The organism is Treponema sp. OMZ 788, from assembly GCF_024181245.1.
In the GTDB taxonomy this organism is placed as follows: domain Bacteria; phylum Spirochaetota; class Spirochaetia; order Treponematales; family Treponemataceae; genus Treponema_B.
In genome coordinates this window covers 347,661-365,449 of the sequence record NZ_CP051199.1, presented here as the reverse complement: position 1 = coordinate 365,449, position 17,789 = coordinate 347,661, and the positions used below count along the sequence as shown (strand labels likewise).

At 34.7% G+C, this 17,789-nt stretch carries 17 protein-coding genes and 1 pseudogene; 3 read left to right on the top strand and 15 right to left on the bottom strand.

Annotated features, from left to right (window positions below):
- The first annotated feature begins 45 nt into the window (after positions 1-45).
- Complete coding sequence (efp, locus tag E4O00_RS01650) at positions 46-609, top strand: elongation factor P (RefSeq protein ID WP_253678269.1); 564 nt, start codon at positions 46-48, stop codon at positions 607-609.
- Between the two features lie 57 nt (positions 610-666).
- On the opposite strand, the gene E4O00_RS01645 is transcribed toward efp, so the two are convergent.
- Complete coding sequence (locus tag E4O00_RS01645) at positions 667-879, bottom strand: hypothetical protein (RefSeq protein WP_253678268.1); 213 nt, start codon at positions 877-879, stop codon at positions 667-669.
- Between the two features lie 65 nt (positions 880-944).
- On the opposite strand from E4O00_RS01645, the gene E4O00_RS01640 reads away from it, so the two are divergent.
- Both E4O00_RS01640 and E4O00_RS01635 read left to right on the top strand, forming a co-directional pair.
- Positions 945-1,766, top strand: a complete 822-nt coding sequence (locus E4O00_RS01640) for a TatD family hydrolase (protein ID WP_253678267.1) — start codon at positions 945-947, stop codon at positions 1,764-1,766.
- Between the two features lie 32 nt (positions 1,767-1,798).
- Entirely contained in the window at positions 1,799-2,596 is a 798-nt protein-coding gene (locus tag E4O00_RS01635; RefSeq protein WP_253678266.1) for a TIGR00282 family metallophosphoesterase, read from the top strand.
- A 33-nt stretch (positions 2,597-2,629) separates the two neighbouring features.
- Here the strand turns inward: E4O00_RS01635 and E4O00_RS01630 are convergent, their stop codons facing one another.
- From E4O00_RS01630 to E4O00_RS01565, 14 genes and pseudogenes are all read right to left on the bottom strand, one after another.
- On the bottom strand, positions 2,630-5,689 hold the full coding sequence (locus tag E4O00_RS01630; RefSeq protein ID WP_253678265.1) for a hypothetical protein: 3,060 nt from the start codon (positions 5,687-5,689) through the stop codon (positions 2,630-2,632).
- A gap of 34 nt (positions 5,690-5,723) precedes the next feature.
- Positions 5,724-6,056, bottom strand: coding sequence for a hypothetical protein (locus E4O00_RS01625; protein ID WP_253678264.1), 333 nt, complete (start codon positions 6,054-6,056; stop codon positions 5,724-5,726).
- Positions 6,053-7,240, bottom strand: a complete 1,188-nt coding sequence (dinB, locus tag E4O00_RS01620; RefSeq protein ID WP_253678263.1) for a DNA polymerase IV — start codon at positions 7,238-7,240, stop codon at positions 6,053-6,055. Before dinB ends, E4O00_RS01625 begins: the two co-directional genes overlap by 4 nt.
- 1 nt (position 7,241) lies before the next feature.
- The gene (locus E4O00_RS01615) at positions 7,242-9,191 is read right to left on the bottom strand and encodes a hypothetical protein (protein ID WP_253678262.1); all 1,950 of its coding nucleotides are present in this window, start codon (positions 9,189-9,191) and stop codon (positions 7,242-7,244) included.
- An 11-nt stretch (positions 9,192-9,202) separates the two neighbouring features.
- The gene (locus tag E4O00_RS01610) at positions 9,203-9,613 is read right to left on the bottom strand and encodes a J domain-containing protein (RefSeq protein WP_253678261.1); all 411 of its coding nucleotides are present in this window, start codon (positions 9,611-9,613) and stop codon (positions 9,203-9,205) included.
- A 3-nt stretch (positions 9,614-9,616) separates the two neighbouring features.
- Positions 9,617-10,756 carry an N-acetylneuraminate synthase family protein gene (locus tag E4O00_RS01605; protein WP_253678260.1) on the bottom strand — a complete coding sequence of 380 codons (1,140 nt, stop codon included), beginning with the start codon at positions 10,754-10,756 and terminating at the stop codon, positions 9,617-9,619.
- 93 nt (positions 10,757-10,849) lie between these two features.
- Positions 10,850-11,200 (bottom strand): NusG domain II-containing protein, encoded by a 351-nt coding sequence (locus tag E4O00_RS01600; RefSeq protein WP_253678259.1) that lies wholly within the window; start codon positions 11,198-11,200, stop codon positions 10,850-10,852.
- A gap of 89 nt (positions 11,201-11,289) precedes the next feature.
- A complete protein-coding gene (locus tag E4O00_RS01595) occupies positions 11,290-12,096 on the bottom strand; it encodes a patatin-like phospholipase family protein (protein ID WP_253678258.1) in 807 nt (268 codons plus the stop codon).
- A 44-nt stretch (positions 12,097-12,140) separates the two neighbouring features.
- A pseudogene (locus tag E4O00_RS01590) lies at positions 12,141-12,885 on the bottom strand (glycerophosphodiester phosphodiesterase).
- A gap of 1 nt (position 12,886) precedes the next feature.
- Positions 12,887-13,675 carry a TPM domain-containing protein gene (locus tag E4O00_RS01585; RefSeq protein ID WP_253678256.1) on the bottom strand — a complete coding sequence of 263 codons (789 nt, stop codon included), beginning with the start codon at positions 13,673-13,675 and terminating at the stop codon, positions 12,887-12,889.
- 5 nt (positions 13,676-13,680) lie between these two features.
- Positions 13,681-14,289 carry a LemA family protein gene (locus E4O00_RS01580; protein ID WP_253678255.1) on the bottom strand — a complete coding sequence of 203 codons (609 nt, stop codon included), beginning with the start codon at positions 14,287-14,289 and terminating at the stop codon, positions 13,681-13,683.
- 69 nt (positions 14,290-14,358) lie between these two features.
- Positions 14,359-15,195, bottom strand: a complete 837-nt coding sequence (locus E4O00_RS01575; protein WP_253678254.1) for an ABC transporter permease — start codon at positions 15,193-15,195, stop codon at positions 14,359-14,361.
- The gene (locus E4O00_RS01570) at positions 15,192-16,256 is read right to left on the bottom strand and encodes an ABC transporter permease (RefSeq protein ID WP_253678253.1); all 1,065 of its coding nucleotides are present in this window, start codon (positions 16,254-16,256) and stop codon (positions 15,192-15,194) included. The genes E4O00_RS01575 and E4O00_RS01570 overlap by 4 nt, the downstream gene beginning before the upstream one ends.
- Positions 16,253-17,785, bottom strand: coding sequence for an ATP-binding cassette domain-containing protein (locus E4O00_RS01565; RefSeq protein ID WP_253678252.1), 1,533 nt, complete (start codon positions 17,783-17,785; stop codon positions 16,253-16,255). The genes E4O00_RS01570 and E4O00_RS01565 overlap by 4 nt, the downstream gene beginning before the upstream one ends.
- Between the last annotated feature and the right edge of the window lie 4 nt (positions 17,786-17,789).

The following is a 17,789-nucleotide window of genomic DNA, read 5'->3' as shown; positions in this document are numbered from 1 at the left end:
TGCCAAAAATGCTAGAATAACCCACAATTTTTAATGAGGTGAAATATGATTAGAGGTGGAGATATAGCTAAGGGCACGGTTTTGCTCAATAAGGGTACTCCCTATTTGGTTGTTGAACGGGAATTTGTAAACCCCGGAAAGGGAGCGGCCTTTGCCCGTGTTAAAATGAAGAATTTAAGAGACGGCTCTGTTTTGATGCAGACAATCAAAACGGCAGACACAGTTGAAGATGCAGTAGTAGATACCCACAAATGTCAGTATCAGTACAAGGACGGAGATCTGTTTATGTTCATGGATACGGAAAGTTTTGAATCAATTTCCGTACCGGCCGAAACAGTAGGCGACAAGGAGCATTATCTAAGAGAGGGCGATGAGTACGATATTCTTATATGGGAAAATGAGCCTATCGATGTAAGGATTCCTACAAAGATGATCTTCATTGTTGAGCAAAGCGAAAACTACATAAAAGGAGATACGGTTTCGGGTGCAACAAAGCCCATAGTTACTGAAACAGGACTAGTGGTAAGAGTTCCTCTCTTTATTAAGCAGGGCGAAAAAATTCTGGTAAATACCGAAACAAACGAATATCAGGAAAGAGTTAACAACTAACCTTTATTCAAAGGACTGTAATTAAGGGGATACCCCCTTAATTACTTATTAATTAAGTTAAGCTACTACGGAAGCTGATTCTGAAAGCTCGTGAATGTAGCCGGTGCGGACGCACATATCAAAAAGATCTTTTTCTATAAAATCTTCACTAACCTTTTGATAGCCTTCTTTATCCATACAAATACGCAGGATGTATCCGGCATCAGTTTCTTGCAAAATAGAACAATATGAGGCATCGCCTTGAGTAGTTTTTATCGAATATAATTTCATACTTTCCCTCCGTATAATATTATTTTCGGTATACAAAATAATACCTTTAGGATATAATACCTCTCATGTACACAGATGCCCATGTCCATATTTTGGACACAATAGAAGAATTGACTTCTCAGAACATAGAAAACCCGATTTTAAACACTTTTGATAAGGAAATATTTTTTTGTGCTTCTTCAAATGAAGCAGGCCGTTTTGAGGTTCAAGAAAAAATATGCAGGGAAAATTCCGAGAATTTTATTCTTTCTTTCGGAATACACCCTCAATGCCCTATAGACAACGAAATCACTTATTTAGAAAAACTTATCATCGAAAAGAAAATATCGGCAATAGGGGAATGCGGTTTTGATCTATTCGATGAACATTACAAAAGTACATTGGAAGAACAAAAAAAAGTATGGAAAATACAGTTGGAGCTTGCAGTAAAATCTGGACTCCCAATAGTGGTACACTGCCGAAAAGGTTTACACCTCATATTCAATGATGTAAAAACTTTAAAAAAAATAAATGCAGTTATCTTTCACGGATGGGCAGGTTCTGTAAACGAAGCAATATCTCTTTTAAAAAAAGGAGTAAATGCTTATTTTTGTATCGGCAAGGGCCTGCTCCGCGGTCAAAAAGCTCAAATTGAAACGGCCGCAAATTTAGAAAAGAAAAGAATTTTAACGGAAACGGATGCCCCATATATGAGTTTAAAAGAAGAAAAATTTTCACTCCCTACAGATATAAAAAAAGTATTTTCCGTGTTTGCAGAAATATGGGCTGAATCGGCAGGGCTTGTAAACTATGATGAGCAAAACTACAAAAATTATACGGAAGAATTAAAATATTCCCTCTTTGAAAATTTTAAAAAAGCATATAGTATTAACTTTAAAGGCAATTGATTTTTTTTTTATCTTATTTTAAAATAAGCCATATGAAACAATTTATAAAAATTTTTATGGGCGGTGATGTTTGCGGGAATTTAGGTCTTGAAACCTTGCAAAAACATTTGCCCTCTATAATAGAAAAAGAAAAAATAGATTTTTGCGTGGTAAACGGAGAAAACACGGCACACGGTGTAGGAATAAAAGATGATCAAACGGAGGCTTTTTTTAATGCAGGTGTCGATGTTATAACCGGCGGAAATCATACGCTGGAAAGATTTGAAATACGCATGAACTTCGGAAAAGATAAACGAGTTTTGCGTCCGCACAACTTTCCTCTGGCTCAAGGTTCCGGGCTTGCCATTATCGAAAAGAACGGAATCAAATACAGCGTTATAAATCTTCAAGGCAGGGAAAATATGAGAGCCATCGACTGCCCCTTTCAAACTATCGATTCTCTTTTTTCATCTCAAAGCCGGGATGACTTATCCGAATCGGTAAATATTATAGACTTTCATGCAGAATCCACAATGGAAAAAGAAGCTCTTGCATTCTATGTCGACGGACGCGTCTCGCTTTTTGCAGGAACACATACGCACACCCAAACAGCTGATGAAAGAATCTTACCGAACGGTACAGCCTATATTACCGACCTTGGAATGATAGGTGCAAAAGAATCCGTTATCGGAGGCAGTCCATTTACGGCTATAACAAGAACAAAGAGTCAGGTTCCTCAGCGTGTAGAAGTTTTGGAAGACGGAGTTGCAATATTTTGCGGTTTAGTTGCCGAGATAGATCTCGAAACAAAAAAAGCTGTTTTAGTAAAAAGAATTCAAATCAGCTCTTAGAAAATTATAAATGATTAAACAAATATCATTTTTTTAAAAATCTACCTTGCCTGAAATTCCGGCATTTATGTTAAGCAAAAAAGAATTTGATAAAGCGGATGAACCTTCAAATTCTGCAAATATCTTGATTTCTCCATGCGAACCTATTTTTGTTGATTGCGAATGTTTAAATGAAAATTTATAATTAAGTTTTTGGAAGCTATTATTTTGTGAAAACTCTATAGAAAGTTTTTCTTCCCTGCTGTCGGACAAAGGTATTTTTGAAAAACTTTCTATTATTAATCGGGGAAGAGAACCGCCGCCCCTATAAGAAAATAGTGCACTGAATTTTTCTTTCCATTCATCGGTTGAAAGTTTTGAGTTTCCTATTTTTGAAGCCGCATATAAAAATTCATTTTCAAACCCGAGCTTATTATTTGAATTAAAGAAAAAATATAGGCTATGATTTGAAGTAAAATTAAATTTAAAAAAGCTGTTTCCAAACGAAAAACCGAATTTATAAAATCTGTTTAATTCATCTTGATCATAAAAGTTAAACCAATCAAAATAACCGTATTTACCCGAAATATTTAAGGCCGTGTACTTAAATGAAAAATCAATTCCGTATATATTGTTTTGTCCGGAATTTGTTTGAGAAGATTGTACTAGTCTTGATACGGATGTTCCAAATTCCAGAGGAGTATATAAATCATCGATAGTTCCATTTATAAGTCTTGAAATGTTAAAGCCGTAAGAATTAAAAAAGCTATAATAAATTTCATTATTACCGCTTTGAATTTCTTTGAGGATTTTTTGGTCAAACATGTCATACAAAAAAGGTTTAGAAAAAAGCCAATATTGACTACCCATACCTGTAAATAAAAATCTTAGATCAGCAGCATAGGTATTTTGATTTTCAGCCTTACTGCCAATCTTTTCTTTTGTAATCTTTCTTTTAATAATCGGAGAGAAAAATATTTTTTTTGTATTAAAGGGTACGGAAATTTCAAAACAGGTTTCATCAAGAACTTTCTTTTTTCCTGTATTTTGAAAAAACGTTTTTGAAAACGCATCGAAGTTAAAGCCTGATAATTGAATACCCTCTTTATTTTTTTCATTAGGGAAATAGTTAAATAAAAAGGTTATCCCGCAGTTTCGATCTTCAGCATTTTTTTCACCCTGAGAATACATATCAATCAGGCTCTTTGTCCACGCAAAATTGTAAGAACTTAATGCAGGATTTAACAGAGTCTTATATTTTTGACCTACAAAAAAATTGATTTGACTATATATTGTTCCAAAATCGGCTTTTGGAATGATAGGCGATAGGGTTGTAATTATTTTTTGAGAAGTATAATCTTTATTATAATCAACTGATGTTGTATAATTAATGTTTATATACTTTTCAAAATTAATTTTATTTTCCCTTCTTAATATATTATCATGTATATTTACAAAAAAATCTTCGGATAAGTAAATAAAATAAATAGGCATGATGACCGAATGGCCGTAACTTTCAATCATCTTTGAATTATCAGAGAAAAAATTATTTTTTAAAGATAAAAATCCGGCAAATTTAATTTTCCATATATCGATAGCTGCATTTGTTTTGGTATGAGCATAGCCTAGTTTTTTATCAAGTTTTATATTCTCTTCAAAATAAAATTTCGGATTTGAAAAAACAGGCACAGAATTTTTTGAATAAAGAGTTCCGTCAAAACTATAATTAAAATAAGATTTATTTTGAAAAGCGTAGTATTGTTCTTTTGTTTTCAGTTTGCGGTCTGCACCTGCTTCAAATCCGAAAACGGTTCCTGTTTTTATGGTCTGATTTTTATAATCTAAACCGCTAGAAAGTTTATATGTGTCTATCGGATTAGTTTTTTGTTTTGTAATTTCCCAATCTCCTGAACCGGCAAAAAACATATCCAGCCCGGAAATCGGACTCCAATGGACACCTCCTGCAAAGCGTACAAGCCCTGAGTCGGAATAAGTTAACCCCTCCTTCCACTGTATTTCGATAATATCGTTTGAAAGCACAGGCTCATTTATAGTTAAATTATGATTTGATTCATTATAATCAAAATCGAACATCCGTATTTTATTTTTAAAAACACGTATGCTTCCAGGAATTGCCGTATCGGGTAAAATAAAACCGGGAGACGGAAGATAGTTTTTGAACACTATCTGTACAGGGAAAATATATTCTGTAGAAGTATTCGAAATATATGCTTTATAATCTAAATTTAGAAAAGGAAACATTTGTTTAACTTCACTAAAATCATAATTTTTAGAAGCATCCACAACTTGAATGAATTGTATTTTTTGAAAATCGCCTAAAAAACTTCCGCCTGATTCAAAAGATGCTTTAAAGTTTAAATCTTCATTTTGTGTATGTGTATCAACAATAATCAAAGAAGAGGTTGAAGATTCTGAAGCCTCATAGCGGGAAGCAATCTCAAAAGGAGAAAAATGATTTTTCTTTAATACCAATAAGTCTTTTCCAAAAACATTTTCTTTATAGGAATTTATTGTCTGATGTGTATTAATAAAATTAACTATTTCGTTCACTTCCGGAATAGTCCCCAAAGCTGAAAAATAATTTTTAATATTGACCAAATGCTTATTTGCAAGATTATTCCTATCATTAGGATTGCTCTCCAAATCAAAATAATTTACGGCGACTCCATCAGGATAAGATTTTTTTAAAGATAAAGTTTTTAAGCGGGGATCGACAACAAATTCATCGGGACTTAACGGTCTCCACTGTGCTCCTGCAAAATCCTTTACAAAGACAAATACAGGTTTTCCATATAGGTTATCTACAGGTATATAAAAATGTCTCGCTTTTTGCCAAGAGTTAATTGAAATTTTATTTTCTATAATTTCCGTACTGCCGTAATATGTTTTTGAATTATATTCGGAGCTTTCATATCTGAGCATCGTATCGGCATTCCAATTTTTTCCGGCAAATGTTCCCATTATACCCGGACTGATGAACTTACCGCCTCCGGTATCTATGTATCCATAGTTAAGAGGAAACTTTATATTATTATTTGCTGCACGTATATGTTTAATCGGAGAGTCTTCTTTTCCAAAATAACCGAAAGCCAAAGAACTTTTTTTATAGTCATCCTTATAAAGCGTCTCAAAATAAAAAAGCCTGATTCAGTAATAACGATAAAGATAAATTTGCCTTTTGTTTAAACACTCCCTGAAAAGAATTTACCTTTGCGTAACCGGCAAAAAATTCAAAAGAGGAAAGACCCAAAAATTCCAGATCCCAAAATCCGTCCAAAAAAAGAATAATATTTTCCTTACCGAAATTTTTAAAATATTGTCCGGCCTTATTTTCTCCAGTTCTATTTTTAATCAAATCAATACCGAAGTCTACATTAGAATTTTCATCAGTATCAAAACCATAAGCAAGACTTGAAAAAAAAACACAGAATAAAATTAAAATCAAAGCTTTTTTTTTCATTCAATACCATCCTTATCTTTTTTTAAAAGACGAGCAGGTTTTAAAATATTCTTTCCCTCTTTTTTTGTAAGAGCATACATAGTTTCCTCAATCTTTCTTTTTTTTATGTTTTTCTCGCTGTAGAATAATTCTGTTTGTGCTTCAGGCACATCAGACTCTACATTCATAATGCATAAGCCTAACAATCTTATGGGCGTTTTATTATCAAACTTTTTATAAAAAAGCTCTTTTGCTCTTTCAAATAAATCCTGAGTATCGTTGACAACCGAACCGGAAGATTGAACTGAAACTGTTGTAAAATCATTATAGCGTATTTTTACAGAAACGGTTTTACCTTTTACTTTTTCATCAAATATCCTGTACATAAGCTCGGATGCAAGATAAAACATAACATCATCTATCTCTGCATGAGAAAATAAATCGTGCTCAAATGTCCTTTCAGTACTTATTGAATGAGATTTAACATCATCATTAAAAATTTCATAAAGCTCGCCGCGTACAGCCCTGTATAAAAAACTGCCGGATGCATTTCCCAAAATACTTTGTAAAAGATGCTCGCTTGAATTAAATATTTGAGCTACGCTATTCAATCCTGCAGCAATAAGCCTTTCTCTTGTCTTTCCGCCCACTCCCCATACATCTTTTAATGGAAGACTTTTCATAAAATCTATCTCTTCTCCGGCAGGCACAATAAAAAGTCCGTCAGGTTTTGAACGCCCCGAAGCTATCTTTGCAATATATTTATTTTGAGCACAGCCTACCGAAACCGTTAAACCAGTCTTTTCTTTTATAGTTTTTTTTAATAAGAGAGCGGAATTTTTAGGAGCTCCGAATATTTTTTCCATTCCGGTCATATTTAAAAAAGCTTCATCAACGGAAATTTGTTTTACTTCAGGAGTAAACTCTTTAAATATCGTCATCACTTCTTTTGATTTTTCATGATACCGATTCATTCGGCCTCTTAAAAATATACCGCCCGGACAAAGTTTTTTAGCCTGTAAAATAGGCATCGCAGAATGTACACCGAATTTTCTTGCTTCATAAGAGCAAGTCGAAACAACACCTCTTTCAGATTGACCGCCGACAATAACAGGTTTACCTCGATATTCAGCATTATCAAGCTGTTCAACAGAAGCAAAAAAAGCATCTATATCAACATGGAAAAAAACTTTTTCTGCCGCCATATTAAGACTCCGCTTTAGGTATCAAATCGAATTCTTTGATAACATGAAAAATCATTGTTTTGTTTTTTAAATTATCATTCAAAAATTCAAAATCAGGATTTATAGGATTATCATAAAACCATGCAAGTATCTTTATATGTAAAACCGAATTTTTTTCTCCCGAAAATTTTATTGAAAAAGCATCCATTAAATTAATAGGCGACACAAATTCGGCATTTTTTCCCTCATTCGATTTTTTAAAATCTATATTTGCTTCATAAATAGGGAAACCGTCAGTGCGGCTTATAACCACCTGTATAAGAGCCGCCCTGATGAGAGGAGTTATATTCACTTCACCTATAACCCGCTCAAGATAGTTTTGTGTGCCGGCCTGTACCTTTATAAAATCATCTTCATCTATACCGGATAAACGATACAATTCATTATCATCATTTATTATTTCAAGTTTATTTTTTATATCAGAAATAAGAGATATATATTTTTTTCTATTTTCAATATTATAGAAAATAAATTCATTTTTATTTTTAGGATGAAAAAATGAAGGGTAAATTAAGACAAGAATAATAATAACTGCTGCAAGGAAGGCTGCAGCTCCGGTGATCTTTATTTGAATAAACTTTGCTTTTGGTAACTCTTTTTTTAACTGCATAAAAAATCTTAAAAGCATCAATATATATGGAAGAATAAACATTGCAGTTAATGCATTGTTAGCATAAAATAAAATTTCAATAATATTATCTTTAATAAAAAACACATCATAAAAATAATAAAGCAACAATAAGATATTTAAAATCAAAAAGAATACTTGTGCATACAATCTTTGAAAATGATACGAAAAAAAAGATAAAATATAAATTTCCAAAAATATAATCGATAAAGATAAATTGACTCTGGAAAAAATAAATATATTTAAAAAGCAAACAATGCCTGCCAAGTACCCATAAATAAATATATTATTTGGCAGTTTTGAATATCTGTTCAAATATGCAAATAAAGAAATAATTATCGTAGAAAATAATAGCTTCAATGAAATCGCCGTTATAGGTAAAAATTTAATAGAACCTTGAAAACTGAATCTAATTGAAAATAAAATAGTTGTAAGATATTCTCCAATATACAAAGCAAACAGAGTAATTACAAAAAATAAAATAGGAACCCGCCATAAAAGCAAAAGGTCTCTTATGTTCTTTTCTCTTTTTCGTCCGAACAAAAAACTGAATATAAAAATATAAAAAAGAGCAAACAAAGTAACACCTATTACTAAAAACACCAATGTTTTTTCACCTATAATTGTAGGGCCAAAAATATTTTTTACATTATAATGTTTATCCCATTCGGATGAAATACCATGAGTGTAAATATTTATCAAAGATAATAATGCAGGACGCATATCCGCCCCATAAGATATTTTGATTGCAGGAATATCCTCTTTAAAATACTCTGCCAGCATCTTATCTTCTATAAGCCCAAGACGATAAAGTATAATATCATTATATTTAAAATTCACCGGAATATTTTGATTTTGTAATATTTCATGTAAATCTTTTAACATCCATGGAGGAGAAGTTTTTTTTACGGCACCGGCACTTAATACGGCTCTATCGGATGGCCCATCAGATAAAATAAATACAAGACTTGACTTACTTTCATTTATTTTTGAAATAAGCTTTTTTGTATTTTGAGATTCTATCATATTAATACTTTCAGGTAAAGCCGGAAAATCATTATCGGTAATTGCAATTATAACACGAGTTTGAAAAAGCACATCTTTTAAGTCTTTTGCAAAAGCTTCTAAAAGTTCCGTCGAAAATGTTGATTCATTATTTTGATTTCTTGAAGCAGTAAAAACAATAACATGTTCGCTTTTAGGTCCCAGTTCATAAATAGTGTTTTCTGCATAGGCTTCCGCGAATAAAAAAAATAATAAAATTAAAACAAGAATCCTTTTCAATTTATAATCCTTTATGAGTTTAAGTCTTTTTCAGATAAAATATTTCCTGTCTTAAACCATGTTTCTATTTTACGGTAAGAATTATTTATACGCCGTATTATAACATTGGCCTCGGCTTGTTTTACAGGTGAGTCTTGAAAATCAGGGTGATGTTTTTTTATCAAACGCTTCCAAGATTTTTTACACTCATCAAGGGGAACTCCGGATAAAACATTTAAAACGGCAAAATCTTCTACAAGTTCAGGCGGAACAGGAACCCTTAAGGAATCCTTATCTATCTTAGGCGGCGGCCGTCTTTCCATCCGTCCGCCTATCGTTCGATAACGGCCGCTTGACCTTTGTGCAGCAGCAAAAGGATCTTCATCGGAGGTAAGAGCATCCCGCAAAATATTTCCCATATCGTTATAATAATTATTACTCATATATTATTCCCTTGTAAGAAAATCTTCCATCAATAATCCGTCACCTGCGGAAACGGCTCTTTGTAAAACGGCACCGATAAACCGGTCAAACATTTCAGGAGCTTCCCCCACCGATAAAATTTTTTCGGTTCGCAAAACAGCAATATCATTATCCCTTATCACATGACCTTTTTTTAAATCGTGCAGATAGTGAATTGATCTGTTTGTACGGCCGTAGTTTTTACTTTCAGCCATACTCAATTTTTTTTCTCCTGAACCTATAACTTCATTTATCAGATCAGCGGAATAATTCAATTTTATTAAATGTTCTATAATTTCATCATAAGTTTTTTTAGAACACAAATCCAAGGCACTGCACATTTTTTTAAACATATCGGGTTCTAAAGCAACAGGATCGTCCAAGCCTTTTTCTTTTCGGGAAAGACAGATATGTTTTTCGATTATAAAACCGCCCGATGCGAGCGTAAGGATAGGCACTAAAATCGGATCCAAAGAGTGATCGCTGACGCCGCATGGTATACCGAAAACACCGCTCAAATTTTTCATCACTGAAAGATTATATTCTTTTTCGGGTGCAGGATAAGATGTAATGCAATGAAGCAGAGCAAGACTCAAATCTTTATTTTCAGAGCGTAAAAAACCGACAGCATTTTCAATATCTTTTAAAAGAGAAACCCCGCTCGATAAAATCATTGGAATGTTAAAACAGGCACAACATTTTAGAAGTTGTATATAATTAAGCTCAGGCGAAGCTATCTTTATAAAATCGGGTTTTAACTCGGCAAGCTCTGCAGCAGACCTAAAGCCGAAGGGACTGGCTGAAAACAAAAGATGCTTTGATCGGCTGTATTCGGCAAGCTCTTTATAAAAATTTATAGGAACTTCCAAACTTTTAAAGCGTTCATACAAAGGAATTCTTCCTGTAGGTAAGTCTACATAGCCGGTATTCGGATGCAGAATTTCATCTGCATAAACAATTTGAAATTTTACGGCCCTTACTCCGGCCTCTTTAGCAGCATCTATCAATTTGACGGCTGTTTCAATAGAACCGTTATGACTTGTTCCTATTTCGGCAATCGTAAGAGGATTTTCTACTGAAAAAATTTCCGAACCGAGTTTAAAGACTTCATATTTTGTGCACATAATACTTAAAAATCTTACATCAAATATTAAAAAAAAACAAGAGAGCCGGCTTTTACAAATCTTATAGCCGGCTTTTACACAAATTAATGCAGTTTATTTTTTTTCGACAGATAAAAAAACCTTATTCGGAAGACAGGCATTCCAATCACCGTGATTTTTTAATTTCGGAGCCGATATACAGGTTTTATTTGAACAAGTTGAACTGACAACAAAGGCCTCATTTTTTTCGATCTTAATACTTACAGGTCCGGCTTCTCCATCCACAACAAAATCCATATCAATATTCATCGGATATATCCAATCTCCACTAGGTGTTCTAACCGATAGATAAAGGGTAGAGTTATCCGAGGAATATATAAAAAGGGAGGTCAATGTTATAAATGAAACAATAACCGCAAGTGTGATAACATCAAGAATCTTAATTTTATTAAAAAACTTTTTCATGTTTTAGCCTTCGAGCAATTTTTTTGCTCATGCGTCTGCGGTTCACAATGCCCGGAAAACCTTTTTGGAAAAAATCAAGGAGTTCTTTTTTATGATTCATAGTTACGGAATAGCCCATTTGAATTTGAGAAAGCGGATCCGAAAAAATCATGCGGAGCCATACCTGTATCAATATCAAGGATATGTGTTGGAGTATTCGCTATGGTATAATCAGAACGGATTGAGGCGACCTCCATACATCTAGTCAAAACCGAAATAGAAGAATCCAAATCTTCACTCGTTATAATCTTAAAAGTTCCGAGAGTAACAGCCAAGATATTTTTAAAACCTTTTGCTTTGGCAATCCAAACAGGCGTATTATTTTTTACGCAACCGTCAACAAAAATTCTTCCGTTATGATGAAACGGAGTAAAGAAGCCCGGATATGATGATGAAGCTCTCATCGCATCCGCTACCCTCCCCTTATCAAAGACTATTTCATTTCCATCACACAAGTCAACGGCATTACAATAGAAAGGAATTTTAAGCTGATCAAATGTTTGATAACATGAAAGTTTTTTAAAAAGGGTTAAACTCTTTTCTCCTGAATCTGCTCCTTGATGGGAAATTAAATTGTTTAAACTTGCCCCTATTTGCAAAAGCTTTGTCAGCTTAGTCAGCCCAAAACCTAAATGGGAAACATCCAGATAGTCGGTTAATTCAAAATCATTTGAAAAGAAAGAAATCATTTCATCTACAGTCATACCTGAAGCATAAAGACCGCCGATAATTGCACCCATAGAACATCCGACAATACAATCAGGACGCGGATATTCCAATTCTTCAAGAGCTTTAAACATTCCTATGTAGGCAAGGCCTTTTGCACCTCCGCCTGATAAAACCAATGACCAGTCCATACTACAATTATATCTGTATTTTTAATTTTTTACTAGAGGAAACTTTACAATAAATCGGCAATCTTATCGGGATAGTCAGTTATAATTGAGTCTAAACCGGTAATTAAAACTTGAGAATAATCTGTTTGAATAGAACCGAACCAAGCGTTGACCTTAAAGCCTTCATTATGCAGCTCATCAACAAATTCCTTTGTAAGCCTATATGCAGGAGGATGATAACATTCTACGCCGTATTTTTTTTAAATAGGCAGCCGGATGCAAATCCCAAGAATCAACCAAAAAACCGCACACAAGTGAAGAGTTTATTTTTTTCATTCTCAAAATACTTTCATGATTAAAGGATGAAATAATACATTTGTCTTGCAGATTATATTTTTTTAAAAGGGCATATACTTTTTCCTCTATCCCCGGGTATTCAAAGACTCCCGTTTTTAATTCAATGTTTGAAATAATATCCTTGTTCTTTATAAAATCAAAATAGTCTTCAAGCGAAGGAATCTTTTCATTTAAAGGTACGGTTCCGTTCAAAGCTTCTGCACTTTTAAACTTTGCTGCAGCATTTATTTTTTTTAATTCGTCAAAAGAAAAATCTTTTACAAGACCTGAAGCACTGCTTGTTCTATCCAAGGTTTCATCATGAATTATTACCGGAACGCCGTCAGAAGAAAGATGAACATCGAACTCTATACCGTCAACACCTAAGTCCGCTGCTTTAGAAAAAGCAAGCATAGTATTTTCGGGATACCTGCTTCGAAAACCCCTGTGGGCAAAATTAAGGGTCCTATTCATACTACCAACCTCCTGAGGCTCCTCCGCCGCCAAATCTTCCGCCTCCTCCTGAAAAGCCGCCGCCAGAAAAACCTCGGCCTGACGATCTTCCTATCGAGCTTCCGAAAACCGAACCGCTTGATCTTCCGTTAAAAGAGCGGCCTGCCCTACTGCTTTGAGAAAGCAAGTAGAATATCCAAAAAAGTCCGCCCGGCGAAAATCTTGAAATCATAATATAGGCGAAAATTAAAAACAATAAAACTTGAGGGAATCCGCCTTCATCATCTTCATCCGCAGTCTTAATTTCTTTTAAAAGAGTTTCATCTTGCAAAGCATAAGCCGCCATAGCTTTGAGCCCGTCATAGATTCCCTGCCCGTAATCACCTGAACGGAATTGAGGAGCGATAAAGTTGCGGATAATTTGTCCGCTCCTTGAATCCGTAAGATTTTCTTCCAATCCGTAGCCTACTTCAATGCGAAGTTTTTTATCCTTAACTGAAACCAGTAAAAGGGCACCGCTATCTTTTTCTTTAGAACCAAGTTTCCATTTTTCGGCAACCTGCATAGAATAATCTTCAATAGATTCTCCTTCTAAAGACGGAATGATCAAAACTGCAATTTGTACTTGAGATCTGTTATTTAAGTCCAAAAGAAAATTTTCTATTTTTTTAAATTCGTTTTTCGAAAGAATTCCGGCCTTGTCAACTACAGGGCCGGAAAGAGAAGGCACGGCTAAGCCGAAAGAATTAAAATTATAAAAGACGACAAAAAATAAAACAAATATCTTTTTTAAAATTTTATCTTTTTGCATAATTTTTAGAAGTTTACCTTAGGTGCGGCTGCTGCCTGATCATCAGCCTTAAAATAAGCCTTCTCCCTAAAGCCGTTCATATTGGCAATAATCGAACGAGGGAATTGTCTTATATAAACATTGTATGATTGGACAGCTTCGTTATATCTTTTGCGTTCAACTGCAATACGGTTTTCCGTTCCTTCAAGCTGGGTCTGTAAGTCCATAAAATTTTGATTTGCTTTTAATTCAGGATAGTTTTCGGTAATAACCAATAAACGCTGTAAGGCTGACCCAAGCTCGCTTTGTGCTTGTTGAAATTTTGCAAAGGATTCGGGATTATTTAAAACCTCATCGGAAACCTTCATAACGCCGCCGGCCTTTGATCTTGCTTCTGCAATATCGGTAAAAACCTTAGACTCATGTGCAGCATAACCTTTTACCGTATTCACCAAGTTGGGAATTAAATCAAAACGCCTTTGATAAACATTTTCTACCTGACTCCACGCAGACTTTACATTTTCTTCTGCAAGAATAATAGAATTATATGTTCCTACAAAAAATCTATATAAGCCGAAAGCCAAAACAAAAACAACAGCCAAAATAATCAATCCGATTTTTAAACCCTTACTCATAATGCCTCCATAGAGTATTAAAATTAAGATGCATTTAATTTAACAAATTACAAATAAAAAAACAAGAGCTTATTTTTTTCTAACGGAAGGTGCTGCAATAAAAAAGATAAGAGCTACAATGTAAGGAAAGGATAATAAAATACCTGACGGAATTTTTACGGCACCCTGCATTATGTTCACGGCATATTCAGCCGCAGAAAAAAGTAAGACGGCGAGAGTGCATAAAAGAGGATTTTTATTTCCCAAAAAGATTGCAGCCAAGGCTGTCCAGCCTCTTCCCGCACTTATATTGGGAGTGTAGGCGGCAAGACGGAACACAAGGGTTGATCCGGCGCAAGCTGCAAAAAAACCTGCAAGCGTCCATGAAAATATTTTATACTTATCGGGATTTATTCCGCGGGCAATTAAAACGTCGGGGGCATCTCCTGAATATTTTAAGCTGATTCCCTTGGAACTGTATTTTAAGAATAAAAAAATTACAACAGCTAAAATTAAACCCGCAAAAAACGGATTAAGATTATTTACGGGACTAAGATGGGAGGACATTTCAAAATCTTCAAAGGAAAGAACTCCGCCTTTTTTTAAAAAAAGTTCGGAAGCCCAAGGAACAAAGCCTGCGGCAAATAGGTTTAAAGAAAGCCCTGTCAAAAAAGAATTTGCCCTTGTTTTAACGGTAAACAAGGCAAGTAAATACAGAATAAGAGAAGTTAAAATAATAGAAGCTATAAAACCTAAAAAGGGATTACCGCTTATTATGGTTATAAGAGCGCAAAAAAAAGCCGAGAGAATAACGGCTCCTTCCATAAAAACTGCAAGAGAGCCTGCATATTCTGTAAGGAGGGCTCCTAAACTTAAGAACAAAAGAGGAGCCGATATTTTTAAGATAACCAAGACGGCTTCAATCATATTCCTTTCCTTTTTAAAATAAGCATCTTAATGCGTGAAATATTTTTACTCAATCTTGAAGTCAAGCGCAGGCTTAGCAGGTTTGCAGAAATAAAAAGAAAAACTACAGCCTGTAAAAACACGGCCGTATCAAAAACCAAGGAGCCTGACATTACGGCAGCATCGGAAGCGCTTTGTATCCAAGAGTATAAGAAGGCAGCCGGGATAAGGACAAAAAAACTATTCTTTGCTATAAGGGCAACTGCAAGGGCCGACCATCCCATCCCCGAAGAAAAAGAGAGATGACAGATATACCAAGTTCCCGTAATTGCAAAAAATCCGGTTAAGCCGTGAAGCCCTGCAGAGATTCCCATTCCTGCAAGAGGCGGAGCATAAACGGAAAAACCTGCAAACTTTGAAAACTCAGGCGCCGTTCCTGAAAGGCGCAAACGGTAACCCCACCTTGTTTTTGCAAAAAAAAGAATAAAAAACAAAACCAAAATAACCGAAAACACAAAAGAAATATTCAATGAAGAAGGAGGTAAAAAAGTTTTAAGCTGAAAAGTTTCTTCTATGGGAGGCAAAGCCAGCAAATTACCCGATGTATCCCGCAAGGGATTGCCTATAAGATAATCTACAACGGGCAGGATGGCCGCAGAAATTAAAAAAGAAGTTAAAAGCTCATCCGCATTAAATTTAATTTTTAAAAATCCCGAAAGAAGACCGATTAAACCGCAAGCAGCAAAAACGGTCAAGCCTGTAAGAACAAGCTGCACGAACGGCTCTGCCCAAGTATACTGCAAAAGTATTCCGGTCAAAAGACCTGCAAAATATATTTGACCTTCACCGCCCAAATTAAAACAACCGCACTTAAAAGCAAATAAGGAACCGGAGGCCGCAAACAGCAAAAGAGAGGTTTTGTTCAGCATATTTCCAAAATGCCAAACGGAAGAAAATGGCTTAAAAAAAAATTCCGACAATGCTTCTTTAGGATTTTGCGAGCCCATGGAGATAAAGATAATTATTACCAAGGTACCGAGAAAAAACGCAGCTCCCGAACTTAAAAACTTATACCTTCTCAATTTTCTTTTCCTAAAAAATAAACGGCATCAAAAGCATTTTTATAAGAAGCCGTATCGAATTCTTTTGTTAATATTACAATGGTTCGGCCTTGCTCTGCAAGAGCTCTAAATTTATTCATAAGGAGCTCCGTGCTCAAAAGATCCAAACCCCATGCAGGTTCTGCGGCTATTATAATTTCGGGATTTTCGGCAAGACAGCGCGCCAATATCAGACGCTGGAGCTGTCCGCCTGACAGAGAACCCGCCGGACGGTTTTTATCGGCGTTTATATTTTCAGCTTTCAATAAGGATAAAATAAACTCATCGGAATTCTTTTTATCGAAAAAATTATTTTTAAAACGGTAGCAATTTAAAACTTCTTCAATTGTAAGATTTGCATCGGCCCCGCGCAAATTTCTATCCGAGGGAATAAAGCCTATTTTATTTTTTAGAAGAATGGAGGGCGTAATTTTTTCGCAGCTAAAAACTTTTTTTTCCTTTCCCGTATTTTCAATTACAATGCTGCCTGTATGATGCCTTTTATTTATATCGGCATTCTTAAGCATCCCTGAAAGAATATCCTCCAAGTATTCGATACCGCTGTTAGGGAAGCCTACAATCCCCGTAATTCTCCCGCATTCGGCCTCAACTTGAAAATTTTTTATTTCGGAACCGAAGCCGGAATTAAAAGAAATACAAAAACCGAAACCGCAGTTTTTTTCTTCAATATTTTTATCGTGATGTTTTTGCAGTTCTTTTTCAGATTTTAAAAATTTATCGCCTGAAAATATTTGCTTTTTTATAAAAAGTTCGGCTTCATCATTATTCCCCAAATCTTCCGTCAAAAAGGAGCCTTGCATTTTTCCGTTTTTTAAAACCGAAATCCTATCGGCAAAATTTAAAGCTTCTTCAACCTTATGAGTAATCAGCACAGTACCTATTTTTTCTTCGATACACATTTTTTTTAATACCGAAAAAAAATCATACCGCTCCTTATTCGTAAAAACGGAAGCCGGTTCATCTAAAATTAAAAACTGAGGATTAGTATAAAGGGCAGAAAACATTGCAGTGTAAAATCTTTTATCTGCAGAAAGATTTTTTATCTTAGCATTTAAATCCAAGTCAACATTCCATTTTGACTTTAAACTTTCTATTTTTTGTTTTTCGGCATTAAGGTTTATAAGCGATAAAAAGCTCCTCTGTTTTGTGCCTATCAATATGTTTTCAAAAACACTTGCATTTGCAGCAAGGCGGGGCCTCTGATGAACAATTGCAACCCCCGCATTTAAAGCATCGTTAGGGGAGTTAAAATTAAACACCTTATTCGCTATTTTGATAGAGCCGCTCGTCGGAGAAAGAAGGCCCGAAAAAATATTTACTAATGTAGATTTTCCGGCTCCATTTTCTCCGAGTAGGGCGTGAATTTCGGAAGTGTAAAATTCTATATTCACATTACTTAAAGCAGCACTTTTATAGACCTCACCGGTTTGATTGTTTTCCGTTTCATAGATCTTATAAATACCGCTTAACTCGGCCGTTGTCTTTTTCACTTCA

Excerpts from the sequence above, each read along its gene's own strand:
- efp (WP_253678269.1), top strand. The coding sequence starts at position 46 with ATGATTAGAGGTGGAGATATAGCTAAGGGCACGGTTTTGCTCAATAAG.
- E4O00_RS01645 (WP_253678268.1), bottom strand. The coding sequence starts at position 879 with ATGAAATTATATTCGATAAAAACTACTCAAGGCGATGCCTCATATTGT.
- E4O00_RS01640 (WP_253678267.1), top strand. The coding sequence starts at position 945 with ATGTACACAGATGCCCATGTCCATATTTTGGACACAATAGAAGAATTG.
- E4O00_RS01635 (WP_253678266.1), top strand. The coding sequence starts at position 1,799 with ATGAAACAATTTATAAAAATTTTTATGGGCGGTGATGTTTGCGGGAAT.
- E4O00_RS01625 (WP_253678264.1), bottom strand. The coding sequence starts at position 6,056 with ATGAAAAAAAAAGCTTTGATTTTAATTTTATTCTGTGTTTTTTTTTCA.
- dinB (WP_253678263.1), bottom strand. The coding sequence starts at position 7,240 with ATGGCGGCAGAAAAAGTTTTTTTCCATGTTGATATAGATGCTTTTTTT.
- E4O00_RS01610 (WP_253678261.1), bottom strand. The coding sequence starts at position 9,613 with ATGAGTAATAATTATTATAACGATATGGGAAATATTTTGCGGGATGCT.
- E4O00_RS01605 (WP_253678260.1), bottom strand. The coding sequence starts at position 10,756 with ATGTGCACAAAATATGAAGTCTTTAAACTCGGTTCGGAAATTTTTTCA.
- E4O00_RS01600 (WP_253678259.1), bottom strand. The coding sequence starts at position 11,200 with ATGAAAAAGTTTTTTAATAAAATTAAGATTCTTGATGTTATCACACTT.
- E4O00_RS01595 (WP_253678258.1), bottom strand. The coding sequence starts at position 12,096 with ATGGACTGGTCATTGGTTTTATCAGGCGGAGGTGCAAAAGGCCTTGCC.
- E4O00_RS01585 (WP_253678256.1), bottom strand. The coding sequence starts at position 13,675 with ATGCAAAAAGATAAAATTTTAAAAAAGATATTTGTTTTATTTTTTGTC.
- E4O00_RS01580 (WP_253678255.1), bottom strand. The coding sequence starts at position 14,289 with ATGAGTAAGGGTTTAAAAATCGGATTGATTATTTTGGCTGTTGTTTTT.
- E4O00_RS01575 (WP_253678254.1), bottom strand. The coding sequence starts at position 15,195 with ATGATTGAAGCCGTCTTGGTTATCTTAAAAATATCGGCTCCTCTTTTG.